The sequence below is a fragment of the Facklamia sp. P12937 genome (assembly GCF_050409505.1).
Taxonomy (GTDB): Bacteria; Bacillota; Bacilli; order Lactobacillales; family Aerococcaceae; genus Facklamia.
In genome coordinates this window covers 99,153-120,257 of sequence record NZ_JBNUPI010000004.1, presented here as the reverse complement: position 1 = coordinate 120,257, position 21,105 = coordinate 99,153, and the positions used below count along the sequence as shown (strand labels likewise).

At 35.4% G+C, this 21,105-nt stretch carries 19 protein-coding genes; 1 reads left to right on the top strand and 18 read right to left on the bottom strand.

What is annotated here, in order from left to right; genetic code table 11:
- Window positions 1-15: 15 nt before the first annotated feature.
- From ftsX to ACQV2R_RS02745, 8 genes are all read right to left on the bottom strand, one after another.
- Window positions 16-900, bottom strand: coding sequence for a permease-like cell division protein FtsX (gene ftsX, locus ACQV2R_RS02780; RefSeq protein WP_428875491.1), 885 nt, complete (start codon window positions 898-900; stop codon window positions 16-18).
- Window positions 887-1,573 carry a cell division ATP-binding protein FtsE gene (ftsE, locus tag ACQV2R_RS02775; protein WP_428874178.1) on the bottom strand — a complete coding sequence of 229 codons (687 nt, stop codon included), beginning with the start codon at window positions 1,571-1,573 and terminating at the stop codon, window positions 887-889. The genes ftsX and ftsE overlap by 14 nt, the downstream gene beginning before the upstream one ends.
- A gap of 42 nt (window positions 1,574-1,615) precedes the next feature.
- Window positions 1,616-2,726, bottom strand: a protein-coding gene (gene prfB, locus ACQV2R_RS02770) for a peptide chain release factor 2 (protein ID WP_428874177.1) whose coding sequence is annotated in 2 segments (ribosomal slippage) — window positions 1,616-2,653 and window positions 2,655-2,726 — 1,110 coding nt in all. Because the reading frame shifts where the segments join, the coding sequence is not laid out codon by codon here.
- 77 nt (window positions 2,727-2,803) lie between these two features.
- Window positions 2,804-5,260, bottom strand: a complete 2,457-nt coding sequence (secA, locus tag ACQV2R_RS02765; RefSeq protein ID WP_428874176.1) for a preprotein translocase subunit SecA — start codon at window positions 5,258-5,260, stop codon at window positions 2,804-2,806.
- A gap of 225 nt (window positions 5,261-5,485) precedes the next feature.
- A complete protein-coding gene (hpf, locus tag ACQV2R_RS02760) occupies window positions 5,486-6,058 on the bottom strand; it encodes a ribosome hibernation-promoting factor, HPF/YfiA family (protein ID WP_428874175.1) in 573 nt (190 codons plus the stop codon).
- Window positions 6,059-6,176: 118 nt separating this feature from the next.
- Window positions 6,177-6,935 carry a ComF family protein gene (locus ACQV2R_RS02755; RefSeq protein ID WP_428874174.1) on the bottom strand — a complete coding sequence of 253 codons (759 nt, stop codon included), beginning with the start codon at window positions 6,933-6,935 and terminating at the stop codon, window positions 6,177-6,179.
- 16 nt (window positions 6,936-6,951) lie between these two features.
- Window positions 6,952-8,349 carry a DEAD/DEAH box helicase gene (locus ACQV2R_RS02750; protein ID WP_428891793.1) on the bottom strand — a complete coding sequence of 466 codons (1,398 nt, stop codon included), beginning with the start codon at window positions 8,347-8,349 and terminating at the stop codon, window positions 6,952-6,954.
- A 72-nt stretch (window positions 8,350-8,421) separates the two neighbouring features.
- Window positions 8,422-9,294 carry a DegV family protein gene (locus tag ACQV2R_RS02745; protein ID WP_428874172.1) on the bottom strand — a complete coding sequence of 291 codons (873 nt, stop codon included), beginning with the start codon at window positions 9,292-9,294 and terminating at the stop codon, window positions 8,422-8,424.
- Window positions 9,295-9,407: 113 nt separating this feature from the next.
- Between ACQV2R_RS02745 and ACQV2R_RS02740 the strand changes: the two genes are divergently transcribed.
- The gene (locus tag ACQV2R_RS02740) at window positions 9,408-10,049 is read left to right on the top strand and encodes a YigZ family protein (RefSeq protein ID WP_428874171.1); all 642 of its coding nucleotides are present in this window, start codon (window positions 9,408-9,410) and stop codon (window positions 10,047-10,049) included.
- A gap of 6 nt (window positions 10,050-10,055) precedes the next feature.
- Here the strand turns inward: ACQV2R_RS02740 and ACQV2R_RS02735 are convergent, their stop codons facing one another.
- The 10 genes from ACQV2R_RS02735 to ACQV2R_RS02690 form a co-directional block, all read right to left on the bottom strand.
- Entirely contained in the window at window positions 10,056-11,099 is a 1,044-nt protein-coding gene (locus ACQV2R_RS02735) for an MraY family glycosyltransferase (protein ID WP_428874170.1), read from the bottom strand.
- A 17-nt stretch (window positions 11,100-11,116) separates the two neighbouring features.
- A complete protein-coding gene (nadE, locus tag ACQV2R_RS02730; RefSeq protein ID WP_428874169.1) occupies window positions 11,117-11,950 on the bottom strand; it encodes an ammonia-dependent NAD(+) synthetase in 834 nt (277 codons plus the stop codon).
- A gap of 13 nt (window positions 11,951-11,963) precedes the next feature.
- Complete coding sequence (locus tag ACQV2R_RS02725) at window positions 11,964-13,454, bottom strand: nicotinate phosphoribosyltransferase (RefSeq protein WP_428874168.1); 1,491 nt, start codon at window positions 13,452-13,454, stop codon at window positions 11,964-11,966.
- Between the two features lie 137 nt (window positions 13,455-13,591).
- Entirely contained in the window at window positions 13,592-14,563 is a 972-nt protein-coding gene (locus ACQV2R_RS02720) for a hypothetical protein (RefSeq protein WP_428874167.1), read from the bottom strand.
- Window positions 14,564-14,628: 65 nt separating this feature from the next.
- Window positions 14,629-16,020, bottom strand: a complete 1,392-nt coding sequence (locus ACQV2R_RS02715) for a sugar transferase (RefSeq protein ID WP_428891792.1) — start codon at window positions 16,018-16,020, stop codon at window positions 14,629-14,631.
- Window positions 16,021-16,207: 187 nt separating this feature from the next.
- Window positions 16,208-17,191 carry a ribose-phosphate diphosphokinase gene (locus tag ACQV2R_RS02710; RefSeq protein WP_428874165.1) on the bottom strand — a complete coding sequence of 328 codons (984 nt, stop codon included), beginning with the start codon at window positions 17,189-17,191 and terminating at the stop codon, window positions 16,208-16,210.
- Between the two features lie 22 nt (window positions 17,192-17,213).
- Window positions 17,214-18,581 (bottom strand): bifunctional UDP-N-acetylglucosamine diphosphorylase/glucosamine-1-phosphate N-acetyltransferase GlmU, encoded by a 1,368-nt coding sequence (gene glmU, locus ACQV2R_RS02705; protein WP_428874164.1) that lies wholly within the window; start codon window positions 18,579-18,581, stop codon window positions 17,214-17,216.
- Window positions 18,582-18,657: 76 nt separating this feature from the next.
- Complete coding sequence (purR, locus tag ACQV2R_RS02700; protein WP_428874163.1) at window positions 18,658-19,488, bottom strand: pur operon repressor; 831 nt, start codon at window positions 19,486-19,488, stop codon at window positions 18,658-18,660.
- Window positions 19,489-19,605: 117 nt separating this feature from the next.
- Complete coding sequence (locus ACQV2R_RS02695; RefSeq protein WP_428873159.1) at window positions 19,606-20,430, bottom strand: metal ABC transporter permease; 825 nt, start codon at window positions 20,428-20,430, stop codon at window positions 19,606-19,608.
- On the bottom strand, window positions 20,388-21,083 hold the full coding sequence (locus ACQV2R_RS02690) for a metal ABC transporter ATP-binding protein (protein ID WP_428875435.1): 696 nt from the start codon (window positions 21,081-21,083) through the stop codon (window positions 20,388-20,390). Before ACQV2R_RS02690 ends, ACQV2R_RS02695 begins: the two co-directional genes overlap by 43 nt.
- Window positions 21,084-21,105: the final 22 nt, after the last annotated feature.

The following is a 21,105-nucleotide window of genomic DNA, read 5'->3' as shown; positions in this document are numbered from 1 at the left end:
AAGTCTTTTAAATTTCTATTTAAAAAATTTGTTTACAGCTCTTTTTGCTGCTAAAACACCTAATAGATAGCCCAAAACCAGCAAAATACCAGATATATACAAGATATTAGGATAAATAGGCATGGCATACTCCGGATTAAAAGCCAGTAACTCTTGAGCCAGGCTAAGGATTGCTTGGTAGGAAAAATATAAAACAATACTGGCTATGGCAGCGCCTATAATTCCTACACTTCCCCCTTCAATAACGAAAGGTGCCTTTATATAAGATTTTTTTGCACCTACCAGCTCCATGATTTCAATTTCTCTTGAGCGCGACTGAATAGTTACTTTAATTGTGTTGGAGATAAGTAAGATAGCTATTAGAATAAAAACAGCTCCTAAAATAGCTATAGCATATCGCATAATTTCAATTGTTTGGATCAAGCTCTCAAGATTGACTGAACCAATATTAGCACTTTGAACCCATTTTAATTTTTGAACTTTTTTGGTTACTTGCTCTAATGAATTAGCTGAATTTACAGTGACTAAGTACATATTGTTAAGAGGATTTTGATCCATTAAAACATCAAAATCTTCTGTAATAACTTCTTGGTAAGACTCTAATTCTTCTTCTGCCGACCGATAGACAACTTTAACAACATTATCCATCGCTGCAATTTCATCACCAAGTTTTCTCTCATCAGCAACCTCTGCTAAAGGATCAATCATCACTCGTACTTGAATCTCATTTTCAATCGTTTCTGTCAATTGATTAATATTCAATACGAGAACAAAAAAGGTGCCTAATAAAAATAAAGTTAGACTCATAACTACGATTGATGCAGAAGTCAGCCAGCCATTTCGAAATAAATTTCTCATTCCGTCTCTAAAATGACGAATACGGGATCTAATCCATTTCATTTTTTACACCTCTTTTTATATCTCTTACCAATCTACCTTGGTGCATTTGTAAAATTCGGTGAGGGTGGGAGTTAACGATATTATCATTATGAGTTCCCATTAGAATAGTTACTCCAGAGCGATTAACTTTTTCTAAAGCTCGCATTATCAAAACTGCACTGGTTGGATCTAAATTACCCGTCGGTTCATCCGCCACAAGCACTTGAGGACGATTAGCTAAAGCTCTCGCTATGGAAACCCTTTGTTGCTCTCCACCTGACAACTCGTTCGGTAATTGATGCATTTTAGACTTTAAACCAACGATATCAAGAACTTCCAACACACGTTTTTTAATTTTCTTTTTACTCTCTCCTGTAACTTCTAATGCATAAGCAATGTTTTCAGCTACTGTAAATTGGTGTAAAAGTTTGAAATCTTGGAAAACTACACCAACTTGCCTTCGTAATAGGTGAACTTTCCTTTCAGCTAAGTCATGCGCTTTAAACTGATTAACAATCACTTGTCCGCTTGTAACTTTTTCTTGACGATTTAACAATTTCATCAGCGTAGACTTCCCCGAACCACTAGGTCCTACTAAATAAACAAATTCTCCCTTATTTATCTCGAGACTCACATCTTTAACAGCCCATATTCCATTACCATACTGTTTGCTCGCTTTAATTAGCTTAATCAACAATTTCACCTCACATACTAGTAATTCTTCACTCTTTATTACTTATTTTTCTTCTTGGATATTCCACCTTAAGTAAGCATCAATAAAAGGATTTAATTCTCCATCCATTACAGCGTCGATATTCCCCGTTTCATAATTCGTTCGATGGTCTTTTACCATTGAATAAGGGTGGAAAACATAGGACCTGATTTGTGAACCCCAGGCATTATCTTTTTGCTCACCTTTTATCGCTTGTAATTCAGCTTCTTTTTCTTCCACTTCTTTTTGATAAAGTTTTGCTTTCAAGAGGCTCATAGCTTGCTCTTTATTTTGAATTTGTGAACGATTGGATTGACTTTGAGTAACAATTCCTGTCGGAAGATGTGTAATTCGAACGGCAGAAGAAGTTTTGTTTATATGTTGTCCGCCAGCTCCTGAAGCTCTATAAGTATCGATACGTAAATCTTCAGGATTTACTTCTAGCTCAATCGAACCATCAATCATCGGAGTAACATCAATTGAACAAAAGGAAGTGTGTCTGCGCGCATTAGAATCGAAAGGCGATATCCGTATGAGACGATGAACCCCTTTTTCCGACTTCAGATGTCCATAAGTTTTATAGCCAGAAACCTCAAAAGTAGCGCTTTTAATGCCTGCTTCATCCCCATTTTGATAATCTATAAATGTTATCGCATAATGATTGTGACTCGCCCAGCGTTCATACATTCTCAACAACATTTCGCCCCAATCTTGGGATTCTGTCCCTCCCGCTCCTGGGTGAATTTCCATAATCGCATTGAGATGGTCATGATCTCCCGACAAAAGAAGAGATAGTTGATAATCATCAATTTGTTTATTGAGTAAGACCAGCTTTTCTTCTAGCTCTTTTTGTAATTCAGGATCTTGGCCTTCTTCAATAAGCTCTAGTCCAATCATTGCATCATCCAGTCCTTCTTCTAATTGATAAAAAGAGTTTTTTTCGAGTTTACATTTATTTAATTCTTGAATTAAAGATTGAGCAGCTTGATTATCGTCCCAAAAATCTTCCTTTAACATCTTCGATTCCATTTCAGCAACGTCTGCTTCCAATTTATCGATGTCAAAGGGACCCCCTTATTTTTTCAATATTAAGTTGGGCTGATTCTATTTGGTCCTTAATTTCATATATTTCCATCATATCACCTTACTTTTTAAAATTGACACAAAAGGTCCTTTGGAGTTAATCCGCAGGACCTTTGCTATTCTGTCATATTAGCCTTTTAATGTTTTTACACTTTGGTGTTTAGGCATTGAACTTGGTTTTACCCGAGGGCTTGTGGAATTAACTTGCTCCCTCTCCAAATTCTGACGAATTTGTGCCTTCATTATGAATCGAGTGATGTCATATTCAATTGCAGCAATCATTTCTTGGAAGCGATCAAAGCCTTCTGTTTGATATTCTGTTAGAGGGTTCGTTTGAGCGTATGCTCTTAGACCAACACCTTGACGTAAATGATCCATCGCATCAATATGGTCTGTCCATTTCGAATCAACCACACGCAAAATAATTACTTTTTCAAATTCTAAAACTTGTTCAGGACCATTTAGTAAAGCAATTTTCTCATCAAAAGCCGACACAGATTCATTATACAAATAATTTATTAATTCTTCTCTGCTCTTACGTTCTAAGTCTTTTATTGAGATTTTTTCTGGACTAAATAATGTGTTGTGAACGAAGTCCAATAGACTGTCTAAATTCCAATCCTTTTCATCGTTTTCAGTAGCATAGGCCACTTCACGCTCGATGGTCCGTTTAATCATTGCTTTAATATGAGGTGTTAAGGTTTCTTCTTCATTAATCACCGCCAATCTTTGACCATAAATAACTTCTCTTTGCTCACGCATAACTTCATCGTACTCTAAAACACTCTTACGAGTATCGTAATTATTACCTTCCACTCTCTTTTGGGCTGATTCAACTTGACGAGATAACATCTTACTTTGAATAGCAAGATCTTCTCCTTCATTGTTGTCGTCTGTCATATTCAGTTTTTCCCAAACCTTTTGAATTCTGTCTGATCCGAAACGTCGCATCAAATCATCTTCTAGTGATAAATAGAATTGTGATGCCCCGGGATCTCCTTGACGTCCTGCCCGTCCACGTAACTGGTTATCAATTCGACGTGATTCGTGACGTTCAGTTCCGATAACAGCGAGTCCGCCTACTTCTTTAACTCCTGATCCTAACTTAATGTCGGTTCCCCGTCCAGCCATATTGGTCGCGATGGTTACCGCACCTCTTTGACCGGCAGCCATAACAATTTCAGCTTCTTTAAAGTGATTTTTAGCATTCAAGACTTCATGAGGAATACCTTCTTTTGTTAATAATTTTGATAGGTACTCTGAAGTTTCTACAGCCACTGTCCCTACTAAAATAGGTTGCCCTTTAGCATGACGTTCTTTGATTTCTTCTACGACGGCAGCAAATTTAGCTTTTAAGTTTGGATAAAGCAAATCTGGGTGGTCTTTTCTAATAACTGGTCGATTGGTTGGGATTGAAACGACGTTAATATTGTAAATTTCTCTAAATTCTTCTTCTTCCGTCTTAGCCGTTCCCGTCATTCCAGATAATTTTTCATACATACGGAAGTAGTTTTGGAAAGTAATCGTTGCCATTGTCTTGGACTCATCTTGGATTTCAACATTTTCTTTTGCTTCAATCGCTTGGTGAAGTCCATCTGAATAACGACGACCGTCCATAATACGACCTGTAAATGGATCGACAATCTTAACTTCCTCTTCGTCTACCACATAGTCAATATCATGAATCATAATGTAATTTGCGCGTAAAGCTTGATCAATATGATGAACCAGTGATGAATTTTCAACATTATACAGGTTTTCTAAGCGAAAGATTTTTTCAGCCTTGTCAACTCCAATATCTGTTAAAACAATTGACTTAGAAGTCAAATCAATGGTGTAGTCTTCTTCTTCTTTCAATCCCTTAACAAAATAATCTGCTCGATTATAGAGGGCTGTCGATTTCTCACCTTGACCAGAAATAATCAACGGTGTACGAGCCTCATCAATTAAGATAGAGTCCACTTCGTCTACTACCGCAAAATATAATGGTCTTTGAACCATTTGAGACTTGTAAACAACCATATTATCTCTTAAATAGTCAAAACCTAATTCGTTATTTGTAGAATAAGTCACATCACAAGCATAAGCTTCACGCTTTTGAGCAGCGTTCATTGAGTTTAGATTTAAGCCGACTGTTAAGCCTAAAAAGCGGAAAACTTCTCCCATTTCTTTAGAGTCACGAGTTGCTAAATAATCATTAACAGTAACAACATGAACCCCTTTACCTGACAAAGCGTTTAAATAAACAGGCATTGTCTCTGTCAAAGTTTTACCTTCACCGGTTTTCATTTCAGCAATATCACCCTTATGAATGACAAAGCCGCCTTGAATTTGGACACGATAGGCCAATAAGCCTAATACTCGATAAGCAGCTTCTCTTACAACAGCAAATGCCTCTACCTGAATATCATCTAAACTTTTTCCACTAGCTAATTTATCTTTTAAAATAGTAGTTTGGGCACGCAGTTCTTCATCAGTCATCGTGCGGTAATCTTCTTCTAAGTCGATTACCTGGTCAGCTAATTTTCCGGTTCTTCTCAATTCAGCATTATCATTTTCAATTAAATTTTTTAAAAAGTTGGCCATTAATATGCTCCTTTAATTCCCATAATCCTCATTTACCCATTCCATGAATAAATTTTCTCACTGTAACATTGTATCATTAAAAACTCGACTTTCAAACATTTTTATCTGCTAGTGTATTGTAAAAGTTTAATTCCTTCTGCTTTTTAACAATAAAAAATGAAGAGCATTGATAAGCTCTTCATTTAACATTTGATATTCACTATATTCTAAGGATACAACTTAATCTTAATCCATTCTCGCTGTTTCAATTAATCCATATCGACCATCTTTACGGCGGTAAACGATATTAATTTCGTTTGTTTCTCCTTCTTTATATACGAAGAAGTCATGGCCTAGCATATTCATTTGTAAGACTGCTTCTTCTGAATCCATCGGTTTTAAAGCAATTCGCTTTGAACGAACTATTTGTAAATCGGGTTCGCTTTCATCTTCATGATTATTTACATTTGAAGCTTGTACCAAATCTGATGTAGTTATTCCTTCGAAGCCTTTTTCACGTGATTTGCGATTAATTTTAGTCTTATATTTCCGTACTTGTCGCTCTAATTTATCAACTACAAAATCAATACTCGCATATAAATCAGGTGTTGTCTCTTCAGCTCTGAGCACTAAGAAAGATAAAGGAATAGTTACTTCTGCCTTTGCTGTTTTATCAGGATAAACCCTCAAATTTACATAGGCAGTTGCATTCGGTACATCATTGAAAAAACGCTCAAGTTTTGAAACTTTCTTTTCGGCGTATTCTCGAATAGCTTGAGTAACCTCGATATTTTCTCCACGAACATTATAGTTAAACATAAATATCCCTCATTTCCTCTCTATTTGGTCTAAGGCTAATGAGCCATAAACCCAAAAGCTATTACTAGCTTAAAATTATTATAACACATGCCCACATCGATTGAAAGCGCTACACATTCTAAGCAAGTGATTGATTTCTTGCTAAAGTAATACTTTTTAAATCCATTTCTTCTTTAGCAATAGCTTCAAAATGTTGAACTATCTCTAATTTTGCTTGTATCATAGTTGCCCCTGTTGTATAAACATCATCAAAAATCATTAGACCTTTCTTTTCTTTTAATTTTTCTTTTTCTATATTTATCCAAGCAAATGGACGATTGAGTGTTAAACGATCTTTTCGACTTTTTGCTGCTTGTCTAATTTCATTTCCAATGTAATGGAAGGGACAACAATAAGGGATGTGGGCTATTTCTAATAAATATGCGGTCGGATGAAACAATCTCCTTTTCAAGCTTGATTCAGAGCTAGGTAAAATTAACCAAAGGTAGTTTGGATAGTGTTTATATGTTTTCTTTAAGACTTGCTTCATTACATTCGCCATCCGGCAATCTCCATCATATTTATAACGAGTGATCCAATTTTTAAAACCAGCATTGTAGTCAAATAAGGCTTGATTGTTTATTAGCTTTAGAGGATATTTTTGGCGCCAGCGATAACAATCTAGACAGTAATTCTCATCAGTATCTTTGATTCTATAAGTAGTTTGATAGTGGTTGCTACCATCTAATTTTCTTCCACAGGCTCTGCAACTTTCACTCTGATAATGATAAGGAACGAATGATTTTAAACAGTCTGAACACAATGGTTCAAATTCAATAGCTTGCCAGGAAAATAACTGTTGCCAACTTAAATCACGTTGGTAATTTTTCTGGCACATCAAACAGACCCTTTCATCAAGCATTTGCATTTAAAAGTCCTCTCTTGCTCGCTAACTGATTCATTCCCTTAATTTCTATAGCCGCTCTTTTCATTTCTTTTGTAATACCATAATGACCAAAAACAACTTTACCTGATGGATAAGCAGCCTTCCTTCCTACCCTGCCACTCATTTGAACTAAAGCTGATTTAGAGAAAAGAGGGTCCTCAGCACCAAGGACAAACACATGACAGTTTTCAAAAGTTACTCCCCTTTCAAGAATGGATGTAGAGATTAGTATGTCATAATGACCTTTGCGCATTTTTTCTACCTTTTGATGTCTTAGAGGATCTGTTGAATATACATAGGTAAGTCTAAGGCCTTTAAAAAGTTTCTCTAACCACTCAGATAATAGAATTGCCAACTTGATATTGGCTATAAAAATTAGTTTTCGACCTTCAAGCGCAATAAAATGTTTTAGGCTTAAGAGAAGTTTGGAATTCTTTTGTTGATTTACTAAGTTAGTTTTCCAATCTCCCAACCACAAAAATATGGGTTCAACCAAAGGAAAACCATGAAATCGCGCTGGTAAAATGGTCTGGTGAATCAAGCCTTTTTTGACCGCTTCCACAATTTTTTTATCCGGTGTTGCTGTCAGAAAGATTAATTTACCCTTCTTTTTAACTGCTCGATTTACCGCGAAATGTAAACTCTCATTATCAACATAGGGAAAGGCATCTACTTCATCCACTATTACTAGGTCAAAGGCTTGAAAAAACCTTAGCAACTGATGGGTAGTTGCTATTAAAAGTTCACAGGGCTCATATTTTGTTTCACTCTTTCCATGAAGCAAAAGAACTTTGACCGAATTAAAAGCAGCTTTAATTCTTGGAAAAAGTTCAATGCACACGTCAACTCTTGGAGAGACTAAAGCTATCTTTCCATCCTTTCTTAATATTTCATCGATTATTGGAAAAAGCATTTCTGTTTTACCAGCTCCCGTTACAGCATGGATTAAATGTGGGTGACTACTATCATCCAATTGTTCCGCAACTTCTTGTGAAGCCTTATTTTGCTGTGGCGAAAGTTTCCCTTGCCAGGTGAGAAAGGATTTTTGATTTCTTATAGTTAAAGGTTGATTGTTTGGTAAATAATAAAGCAAATCGTTACTACAAATTCGTCCCATTTGAAGACACGAACAACAATATATAATCTTCTTTTTATTAAAATAAAACTTATAGTATTGTTGTTGATCTTGACAATTGCACCTGGAACAAAGGATGTGCTTTTGTTTTATTTGTATAGCAGGCATTGCGTGTAGATGATTAAATATCGTCTCTAATTTCCAGCTGGATTGAGAAAGAAATTTATCCCAGATTATTGTTACTTCTCTTTGAGTCATTAATTGACCAATAAAATACTCTTTCCACTCCATCAAAAAAATCTCCTTCCATGTCTTTTTATAAAGTACACAGAAGGAGAATAATTAGTGCTATTATTTACTTGTTTAATTAGGATCGTAATTAGGCATTATGGCCAAGCCAATACAACCTTTTCCGGTATGTGTACCGATAACAGGGCCGATCGAGTTAATTTCTATATCAGAGATCGTTAACTCTTTTTCAATTAATTCTACAACCACACTACATTCGTCTTTAGCATTGGCATGTGTCATCATAAGCTGAATACCTTGGGGATATGATTCAATTGCTTCTTTAATTAGTTGAATCCATCTAGCATACACCTTTTTATTAGTACGGATTTTTTCAAAGAGAAGAATATTTCCTTCCTCATCAAAATGCAATAAAGGACGAATTTTAAGCAATTGGCCTAGTGTAGCAAAACCTGCATTTAAACGTCCGCCTTTAACTAGGTTCTCTAACTCTTCGACCATCAAATAAGTTTGTGTATGATTTGCTTGCCAAGTTAGTTCAGCCACGATATCTTCTAATTCCTTATCCGCTTCGAGTCCTTTTAAGGCTTTCCTTGCCAAACCTTCAATGACTATGCATGAAGACTTAGAATCGATAATATAACTTTGAATACGATCTTGGTATTCAGTTAGTACCGATTGCGCTAAAGCTAAAGTTCCTGATATTTTTGAAGATAGATGGATAGCTATGACTGCTTGAAAACCTTCTTCAACAATCTGATCCATCAATTGGTAGTAGTCACCTGGATGTGGTTGAGAAGATTTAGGTAATCGATCACTTTTTTCCATATACTGATAAAACCGCGTCTGCTCATCAATATCAGATGAATCTTTAAAAACAGTCCCATCATCAAAAATAACACTAAGATCGACTTGAAAAACGTTTGATTGACTGGCTATTTCCTGGTTTAAATATGCTGTAGAATCTACTATAATTGCTGTTTTCATTTTTCACTACCATTCCCTGTCTGACTAATAATCAGTTGTTTTTTAAATATGTTACACTGTTTAAAGAATCTATATGTTATCTATTATCCTAACATAAATGAAAGGAAAGCTATATGTTTAATTATTTAAGTATCCAAAAAGAAATTGTACATGAAATTGAAATAAAAAAATCTCGTTTTATTTGTTTTCTGTTTCCAATCAAAAGTGAAGAAGAATTTAATCAACACTTGCTTAGTATACAAAAAAAGCATTATAAAGCAAATCACCACTGCTATGCTTTTAGTTTAGAGGCTGACTCAAGTATTCAACGCATGAGTGACGATGGCGAACCAAGTGGTACAGCAGGTCTACCAATGCTTGAAGTTCTTAAAAAAGAGGAATTAACTTTTGTCGCAGCCATTGTTGTTCGCTATTTTGGTGGAAACAAGTTAGGTGCAGGTGGTTTAATTCGCGCTTACACCCAAGTAGTTAGTGAAAGCTGCCAATTGGCCAATAAAATTAAAAATGTTAACCAGACCCTTCTTCAAATTGAAATGGATTATGCACAGCTTGATCGCTTTAATCATAATCTTGCTCAAATGCCTGGCTTACCTTCTGTTCTAACCATCGAATATCTCGAAAAAATTCAAATGACAATCGCTATTCATTCTGACTTCCTAAAGGAATTTGATAGCTATTTAGTCAATTTTTTAAGTGGACAAGTTAAAATAGACAGTTTAGGTAATCGAGATATAAATATACCTTTTAAAACTTAAAAAGATTCATTTGTTTGGAGACTCTTTTCCAATATGCACAGTAAAATAAACCATTGCTACAATCAATACCATTGTCATCACCCATATCAGCCACTTTAAATTAGGAAAGGCATGGAGGGCTAGGGTAATCAATGAAAAAACGGCAGATAAAGCCATCATCATTTTATTGATTGAACTTTCATTATAACCCCTTCGCAGTAACCGATGATGGATATGCTCTTTGTCTCCTTCAGTAACAGGGGTTCGTTGGTGTAAACGCCTCATGAAGGCAAAAACAGTATCAAAAAGTGGAACAGCAAATAAAAGTATTGGAAAAATAAAAGAGTAAAGACTGGCGTTTTTTAGATTAGTAACGGTTAAACTAGCGTACATAAATCCAATAAATAAAGCCCCAGTATCTCCCAACATAATTTTAGCAGGTGGCCAATTAAATATTAAAAAACCAGCAATTGCTGCAAATAAAAATAACAACTTTAATACAAAATCCAATTGAATGGTTAAAGAAAAACCTAAAGTTATTATAACCATTGAAAAAAGACTCACCAGGCTAACACTTGAAGCTAGGCCATCAATCCCATCTAATAAATTTAATGCATTAGTTACTAAATAAATCCATACTATGGTTAAGAGATATTTCAAACCATTAAAAAGTAATGGGTCTTCAAAATTAATGAGTTGAGATGAAAAAGAAATGTCACTATAAAAATAGACATAATGACAGGCGATTAAAATACCGATTGATTTTTTTAAAGCAGATAAATTTAACCTATCATCTAAAACGCCCGTTACAAGGATAATTAAGGAGGCTACAAAAAGACTCCCTTGCTTATCCCAAAGAGTAAAAGGATTTAATAAGTAATAGCTTAACCAATATGCCATAAATACAGCAATACCACCGTAAGCAGGTGGTGTTCTTTTGCTATTATTCTCTCTATTCTTAAAATCAAGGGGCTTTGTAAAATTAAGCAACTTTAATAAGGAATAGGAAAATGCTAATGACAATATGAAAGCAAGCACTACCCTCATTATTATTTCCAGTACAATGGACATTATTTCATCTCCTTAAATCAAGATTCCCTCCAAAACTGATCAAAGACAGTGACTGGCAGATGGCGTTTATGTTGGCTACTTAAGTACCATTTTTCAATTATTGCTGCTTCATGGTCTTTTACTTCACGTCCTGTCAAATAACGATCAATGGTTTGATAAGAAACACCCAACGCTTCTTCATCGGATAACATAGGACGGTCTTCTTCTAAATCGGCTGTCGGTATTTTTTGATAAAGGTCTGCCGGACAGTTTAGGGACTGTAGCAACTGCTTACCCTGATCTTTGGTTAAGCGCCACAAAGGCATTACATCCGCTGCCCCATCTCCATATTTAGTAAAGAATCCTGTGACACTCTCTGCTGCATGGTCACTTCCTACTACAACACCTGAAAACTGTCCTGCTACCGCATATTGCATCACCATACGCTGTCTCGCTTTAATATTTCCTTTATTAAAATCGCTAACTTCAATTTGTTCTTTTTTCAAAGCTTGAACAACTCCTAAAGTCGCCTCTTCAATATTTAGATTTAAAATTCGGTCTGGTGCAATAAAATCTAGAGCCTTTAGTGCATCTTCTTCATCATTTTGGACAGCATAAGGAAGTCGTATAGCAATAAATTGATACTGGTTATCGTTTGTTTCAGTTCGGATTTCTTCAATAGCCATTTGCGATAATTTCCCTGCTAAAGTGGAATCTTGTCCTCCACTAATACCTAATACCAATGACTTTAAACCTGCATTTTGATAGAGATAATCTTTCAAAAAGTTAATAGATCGCCGAATTTCAGCTTCTGGTTCAATCCTTGGTGAAACTTTTAAATTCCCTATGATTTCTTTTTGCAATTGTCTCATATTATTCTCCTTATCAGAATTGATCTGTTTGAAACGCCTCAACTCTTAAATCAACTTGGTCGCGAACCTCTTGTATACTATCCATTTTCAAATCGTATAATTTTTGCGATAAATCAACTGGATAAACTTGTGGATTTAAAATGCGCTTATGCTCTTCCCATAAGCAGTTAATCTTATCCTCTGAATAATCTTTAATAGTTAATATATCTGGTAAATCATATACTTGCTGACCCTCTTTGTATATATCTATTAAAAGTGGACGCGCTTCAAAGTCCTTAACAGTTTTATTGATATAGGTATGAACTGGATGGAACATGAAAAGTTCCTCTAAAAGATCGGGCCTTTCATCTATTAAAGCAATATAGTCACCTTCCACCTTGCCATCTTTTTTTCGAGTAATTCGCCAAACTTGTTTCATACCGGGTGTAGTGATTTTTTCTGTATTGGAAGAAATTTTAATTGTCGGTACAATCTCACCTTTGTCATCTTCGATTCCAACTAATTTATAAACAGCACCTAGAGCAGGCTGGTCATAAGAAGTTATTATTTTAGTTCCAATACCCCAATCGTTGATTTTTGCACCCTGCATTCGTAAGTTTAAAATGGTTTTTTCATCCAAATCATTGGAAGCTATTATGCGCGCTTCGGTGAAACCTGCTTCGTCCAATTGCTCACGAATTTTTTTTGATTGGTAAGCCATATCTCCCGAATCAATTCGAACACCGATAAAATTGATTTTGTCACCCATTTCTTTAGCTACTTTTATAGCGATAGGTATGCCTGAACGTAATGTGTCATAAGTATCTACTAAGAAGACGACATCACGATGCGTTTCAGCATAAGCTCTAAAAGCTTGATACTCATCTCGGTAAGCTTGTACCAAAGAATGAGCGTGAGTACCAGAAACAGGAATACCAAATAATTTCCCAGCCCTAACGTTTGAAGTTGAATCAAAGCCTCCAATAAAGGCTGCACGCGTTCCCCAAATAGCCGCATCCATTTCTTGCGCTCTTCTAGCACCAAATTCAGAAATTTTATCCCCTTCACCCACTACCGAACGAATACGTGATGCCTTTGTGGCAATTAAAGTTTGGAAATTTATTATATTTAAAATAGCTGTTTCAACTAATTGGCACTGACCAAGTGGTCCTTCAACTTGCATCAAAGGTTCGGTTGCATAACAAAGCTCGCCTTCTTGCATAGACCTAACAGATAACTCTAGTTTCATATCTGCCAAGTATTGAATAAATGTTTCGGGGTATATTTCTAAGCTTCTTAGATAATCCAAGTCAGTCGCTGAGAAATGAAATTGATTCAAATAGTGAACAACTCTTTCTAAACCAGCAAAAATAGCGTAGCCATTGTTAAAAGGGTTTTTGCGAAAGTAGACTTCAAAAACAGCCAGTTTTCGATCAATCCCTTTTTCCCAATATGTTTTCAACATATTGATTTGATAAAGATCGGTGTGGGTCATTAAGCTGTCATCAGAATATTTATAGATCATTTTAATCTCCTCAACTGAATAATTTTATTTATTGTATCATACTATTGCCCTCAATGTTGATTCAAAAAGAGTGCATAAGTTATAAGCTTATTATAAAAAAGCCTTTAGTTGAATGCTCAACTAAAGGTTTTTACTAATTACTCTTCTATGGTATTTTCTTCAGAAGTTTGCATGGCCTCCAAAGGAACCTGAATATTAAAGCTTTGACCATACTGGTCAAAGTCAAAATTAGCCGAAATACTTATAAGCTCTGGTAAATTAGACCGGTCTGTTTGACTCACTGAATCGATAAAAACTTTAGGGTCTGTGTCAATCATAAAGGAAAAGTTCTTTATCAGCCCTGTCACACTCTCATATGTAACAGTCATTTGTGGATTCATATTAAAGAAATCTTCAAACATATCAGGATTCAAGAATTCCCCCAGAGATTCTTCATATTCTCGGTCGATGGGTTGTCCCAGATCTTCTGATTGCTCAATCGCTTTGTTAGCTGATTGCTTAACCAACTGTTTTAAATCGATTGCCTTATCTAAATCATTGTAAAAGCTAGCTCCATTAATATCTTTTTTCAACTTAAAAAGATAATCTTGACCTTTTTCTTCAAATTCAAAGTATTTATCAATAAATGTTTTGGCCTCTGAAGTCATTTCGCTTTCTACTAAGCCATTTGATACATTTTTAAAGGATGCTTGAAGACTATCTAAGATATCTTCTTCTGATACCGTCCATTCTGAAGTCTTCCACTCTTTAGATTGAGTGTTGTAAATATAATTAAATCCTTCTTTAGCATAGCTTTCAAAACCTACAGCCTCTGAACCTACAAATGGAGAAATTATTTTTGCTACCATTTGTAAAGCGATCGGTTGAGCATTTACTAATGCGTCAATTTCTAGGTTTCCAAAATCACTGGTCATATTTTGCGAGGAAATTTTCACACCTACTGTACCTTCCATATGAAAGGATTGGAATTCTTGTTGGTTTGCTTTTACCGCCACATCTTGCCAAGCATCTGAAACTGTTTCTTGAGCACTCACATAAGACTGAGGGATTAGCAGCAGATTAACCATTATCATTAAAAAAAGTGTTTTTACCTTATTACGTTTATTCATAATATCCTCCTTATAATTTACTAGCAAAAGCCTAACATAAACAATAAACAACATCTAGAAATAGCTTACTCATAAATATGAATTTTGGATTGAAAATCCTTCCATGAAGGTTGGCAGAGATCTTCTTGGTCTAAACCTCTTGAAGAAACCTTATCAAATAATATTTTTAATGTTTGAAACAACAATTTAAAATCAAAGGCTAATGAGTAATTTTTAATATAGAGCAGATCAAAGTTTAATTTATTATTAAAGTCTGTAGCATATTTTCCATAGACTTGAGCATAGCCAGTGATTCCTGCACGTACATGATGACGCAATTCATAATAAGCATTTTCTTGACTAAATTGATTAACAAAAAAAGGACGTTCAGGTCGCGGTCCAACGAGCGACATATCACCTTTTAACACATTGATTAATTGTGGAAGTTCATCAATCCGAGTAGTGCGAATAAACTTTCCTACCCTCGTCACTCGTGAATCATTAGAACTAGCTAATACGGGTCCAGATTTTTCTTCAGCCGTTTGAGTCATTGAACGAAATTTTAAAATGTTGAAAGGTTTAGATCCTTTTGTAATTCTAACTTGACGATAAAAAATTGGTCCCTTACTGTCTAGTTTTACAGCTATGGCTGTTATTAACATGATAGGCGAAGCTATAATTAATAAAAGAAGAGAAGAAGCAATATCAATCGTCCTTTTGATAATAGCTTGTTCAAAAGCAATTGAAAAAGTAGATACTTCAATTAAACTTTCATCTTCAAAGCTCATTATATTTGGATTAACCATCATTAAATTTGCAAAGTTAGTCGATAAAAAGAGCTTTTTGTTATTCCGCATCAAATAATCGTATATTTTTAGTCGTTCTGTTTCTTCGATATAACCAGTAAGGTAAACAATATCGACCGCATCCGATAATTTAACCACACGCTGGTAATAATCTGACAAGACTACATGAGTTACCTCATGTCTACGATTGGTCATTCTATCAAAATTAACCACTGCATTTAACGCCTTTTTATTCTCCCCTACGACTAAAACTCGTTTACGGCCAGATAATCGATGATAAAGGATGTAAGCTACAGCATTAAATAAATATACCAATATTGTCCCTACGAAAAGGTTAAGTAAAATAACAGATCGCGGAAAAGTTAGCCAAGACCCAGCATAAGTAACGGCCATCATAAAAAAAGACAAAAATAATTGAGATAGCATGGTAAAGTAGAAAAGGTCCATTAAAGTTTTATTATAAAATATATAGGTACCAAAGAAGAAGTTGATCAAAATAAAACCTATTGCTATCCAGAAATAACTTGATTCAAAAGCTATAAAATTTCTATAGGGAATTTGGCCTGAAAATTTTAAATAAAAGGATAATAGAATTCCTAAAAGACATACCAGTGAACCCATTATAACTACAACAAAGCGTAATAAATTATTCCATTCTTTTCGATGGTTCATAATAAAACCTCTTTCTTTCCGTTGGTTCTTACTCATTATACCGACTTCTTTAAAAAATAACCATCAACATTTAGTCTGATTAATTTTTACGCTCTCATATATTTGTATTGAAATAACTTAAGCTCGTCCCATCTAATTTAAAGATAGAACGAGCTTAAGCTTCAAATAAAAAATTTACAATTAAAGTCTATTCAATGATAGTGAATTTTTCATTGAAAAGAGGTGAAACAGAACGGTTCTCGTGAATACGTTTAATTGCTTCAGCAATTAAGTGTGCAACAGACACAATTTCAATTTTATCAATTTTTTTGTCTTCAGGCAGTAGAATGGTGTCTGTAACAATTACCTTCTTGATAACAGAAGTTTGCAATCTTTCTAAAGCTGGCCCAGAAAGAACCGGGTGAGTACAGGTGGCATAAACTTCTTTGGCTCCACGATCAATCAAAGCTTGAGCAGCGATTGTAATTGTTCCTGCCGTATCAATCATGTCATCAATTATCACTGCTGTTTTATCTTTTACATCTCCAACAATACTCATCACTTCTGCAACGTTAGGACGTGGGCGACGTTTATCAACAATAGCAATTGGTGCCTTTAAAAATTCTGCTAGTTTTCGTGCACGAGTTACGCCGCCATGGTCAGGTGATACAACAACAACATCATCGCCAAAAAGTTTGTTATCAATAAAGTAATTTGCCAGTAAAGGAGCACCTAATAAATGATCTACAGGTATATCGAAAAACCCTTGAATTTGGGCAGCGTGTAAATCCAATGCCACTACACGGTCTGCTCCTGCTTGCTCTAACATATTTGCTACCAATTTAGCTGTAATTGGTTCACGAGACTGTGCTTTACGGTCTTGACGTGCATAACCATAGTAAGGAAGCACTACATTGATTGTTTTTGCTGATGCGCGACGCAAAGCATCAATCGTAATTAATAATTCCATTAAATTATCATTAACTGGTGAGGAGGTCGATTGTACGATATATACATGTGCCCCCCTAGTCGATTCATCAATATTTACACGTATCTCTCCATCAGCAAACCTAGATAAAGAAATTTCACCTAATTCTACTCCAACAGCTTTTGCAATTGCTGCCGCTAACTTTTCGTTAGAACTTAATGCAAAGATCTTTAATTTTGGATCCTTATAGTGTTCACTTGCCAACCAAATCCCTCTTTCCTTAAATTTATTTATTGATGTATTTAGTCCAATAACCTAACTTATTAACCTGTTCGCTACGTGAAATAGCTAAGGCTTCCGCTTCAACATCCTTTATAATAGTTGAACCAGCAGCTATAAAGGCACGGTCCCCAATCTCAAGTGGAGAGACGATATTAGAGTTACTTCCAAGAAATACTTGATCGCCGACTTTCGAACGATATTTTCTTTTACCATCATAGTTACAAAAAATAACACCACAGCTTACATTGACATCTTTTCCTAATTCAGCATCACCGATATAGGCTAAGTGACCTGCTTTGGTATCTTTACCTAGTTGAGAATTTTTAACTTCAACAAAATTCCCAATACGGACGCCCTCTGCCAAATAGCTATTCGGTCTTAAATGCGCAAAAGGTCCTATTTTTGCTTTATCTTCAACCTTTGATTTCTCAATAACTGACTGAGTAATTATTACTGAGTCCCCTACTTGGCTATCTACAATCTCACTGTTGGCACCAATTCTTACTGATTTACCAATAAATGTTTCGCCCTTAAGCTGAACACCCCCCTCAATCACCGTATCTTCACCAATTTTTACATCCGCTTCAACATAAGTCATTTCAGGATTAATAAAGCTCACGCCATTTCGCATATGATTTGTAATGATACGTCGGTTCATTAGCTGCTGAGCTTTAGAAAGCGCTACTCGATCATTCACTCCAATTGATTCTGCAAAATCATCCATATTAAAAGCATGAACTTTTTTTCCTTGTTTTTGAAGAATTTCAATAATATCTGGTAAATAATACTCGCCCTGGGCATTCCGATTGCTCACTGATTTCAAAGCTTTAAACATACTTAAATTATCAAAAATGTAGGTCCCTGTATTAATCTCATCTATAATAAGTTCTTTTGACGAAGCGTCTTTTTGCTCCACAATTTTAAGAACTTGGCCTTCATCATCACGAACAATTCGACCATAACCAGTAGGATCTGAGGTTCTTGCAGTCAAAACGGTTGCTTTTGAACCTGTGCTTTCATGATGCTCAAAGAGTTTAGTTAATGTTTCTCCTGACAATAAGGGTGTATCTCCACATATAACTAAGGTACTTCCTTTTTCATTTGCCAGAAGATTCTCAGCTTGGAGTACTGCATGACCTGTTCCTAATTGCTCGGATTGAAAAGCAAAATCAGTAAGGTTTTTTAATTCTTCTTTCACTAAATCTGCCCCATTACCAACAATAGTTACGATCTGCTCGGCACGACTTTCCAAGACTGATCGAACAACATGTTCTGCCATGGAAATTCCACTAATTTTATGGAGAACTTTAGGTAAGGCTGACTTCATGCGTGTACCTTTGCCAGCTGCTAAAATAACCGCCATTCTTTTCATTCACTCACACTCCTTCTATCTGCGACATTTACCCTTATATTATATCTATTTAAGGACCATATGGCTATGCAGTTTCCTAATTAAAAAAATTTCCTGCTTCAATTTCCAATTGATAATGACCTAACTCATTGTTATAACGTAATTGAGTTTCAAAAAGAGCGTGATAATTTGGAATACTCATTCGATTTTTTACCTTATTCTCTGCAAAAACGCATATTCCAGCTGCTTGCGAATCAAATTCTTCAATTAAATTTAAAAGCCCTGTTAATGTTCCCCCATTACGAAGAAAATCATCCACAATTAATACACGACTTTGCGATTGCAAAGCTGACTTCGAGAGTTCCATTTTCTTAACAGTCTGCGTAGAACCCGAAGTATAATTAATCGAAATGGTTGATCCTTCTCCAGAGGTAGATTCTCGACGTACCACAACATAAGGTTTGTTTAGATATAATGCTACTGCCGCTGCTAATCCTATCCCTTTAGCTTCTATGGTAAGAATGGTATCAATCTCTTTATCTGCATATTTAGCTGCAATAAGTTGAGCAATCGGATTTAAAACACTCGGATCTTGTAGTAGGTCATTCACGAAAATATAGTTTCCTGGGAGAATTCTCTTACCTTGAGAGAGTCGCTCTTTTACTTGACGCTGAATAATTTCAACTTCCTCTCCCGACAGATGTGGACGAAAAATAACACCTCCTGTTTTACCAGTCAATGTTTCAAGTTGCCCTAGTTGCATTTCATCAAAAACTCCTCTGACCATTCCCAAATCTTCACTAATTGATGATTTAGCACATTGAAATTTATGCGCAAAATCTTGTAAGTTTAAGAGTTGGTTGGGATTATTCATTAGTTGTTGGGTAATTGCTATTAAGCGCTGGTTTCGTTTATATTTTTTTATCATTTATAAAAAGCCTCCTTTTCCAAACATTAAGCAAACTTTATCATTATTTGTTCGAATTTTCAACAAAAATCTCTATCGAAAAAGAGTTCTAACAGCTGTTAGAACTCTTAAAAATTATCAATGCTTATGTTTGCGTAAGTATCTTTGTAGGCTTTGAACAACAGCTACTAAAACGAATATCAAAATAAATATTAAAGTAATAGATGCTCCAGGAGGGGTGTCTAATCTGTAGGAAGCGAATAATCCCAAGTAAATTCCCACGATGTTTATCACAAAACCAATCGCTATTGCTTGTTCAAAGGACCTAGAAAGTCTAATAGCTGTTGAAGAAGGAATCACAATTAATGCTGATACTAATAAAACACCAACAATTGGCATCATAATGGAAATAGCAACCCCTGTTAAAATTGAAAAACAAGTTGAAATAAAACGAACCGGCAGTCCTGCTGTTTTAGCAGTAGCTTCATCAAAAGATATAATATAAAGTGGTTTTCTAAAAATTAGATATAAGCATAAAATCACCAGCGCTAGTCCAATTAATAAATAAACCTCTTGATCTTGAATTAAGATAATCGATCCAAACAGATATTGGTCTACTTTAAATACACCACTATTGGAATTAAAGCTTAGAAGAAACAAGGCTAAAGCCATACCAGTGGACATCATTAAAGCCACAGATATTTCAGTGAAATGTCTATACACCGTTCTAAGATACTCAATTCCCAGTGAAGCAATCACAACAATCACTATGGTCGAGTATGTAGGTTGGATACCTAGTATAATTCCTAAAGCAACTCCAGCTAAAGAAATATGAGATAAGGTATCTGCCATTAAAGATTGCCTTCTGAGAATGAGGAAGAGACCTAAAATAGGTGTTATAAAGGACATGGCTAATCCTGCTATAAAGGCGCGTTGGATGAAGTCATACTGAAACATCTCCAAGGAGAACCCTCCTCTCTAATTAAGCGAATTTCACGATCATAGAAGCCTTCAATTTCATCATCAGCATGTGTCACCATCATGATGGATTTACCATGATGCTTGGTAAGATGTTGCAAAAGTTGATAGAACTTTCGGCGTGATTGGCTATCCATACCGTTTGTCGGTTCATCTAAAACATATAAATCTGGATCCAATGCAAAAATGCGCGCTAAAATAATCCGCTGTTTTTGGCCGCCTGAAAGTTGCCCGATTAATTTATCTCGCATATTCGCCATACCCACTGCTTCAAGGGCACGATCAACGTGTTCATAATCTTCAGCATCTAAAGATTTAAACCATCTATTTTGACTGTAACGACCCGACTCTACAAAGCGCTGAACCGTGCTAGGGAAGCCTGAATTAAAGGCGGAAATGTTTTGTGCAACATAACCCAACGATAGCTTATCTCCTGCTTTATTTTTTTTGGCAATACTTATTTCTCCTGTTGCTGGCTTTAACAGACCGATAATATTTTTAACTAACGTTGACTTAGCCGCTCCATTTTCTCCCGTTAAAATAACAAATTCTCCGGATGCGATATCAAAAGTGATATTATTCAAAACTTTTTCTTCTTCATAATAAAAAGACAAGTTTTTAACGGATAACACCTTCATTTTTGGCCTCCTTACACTAGTT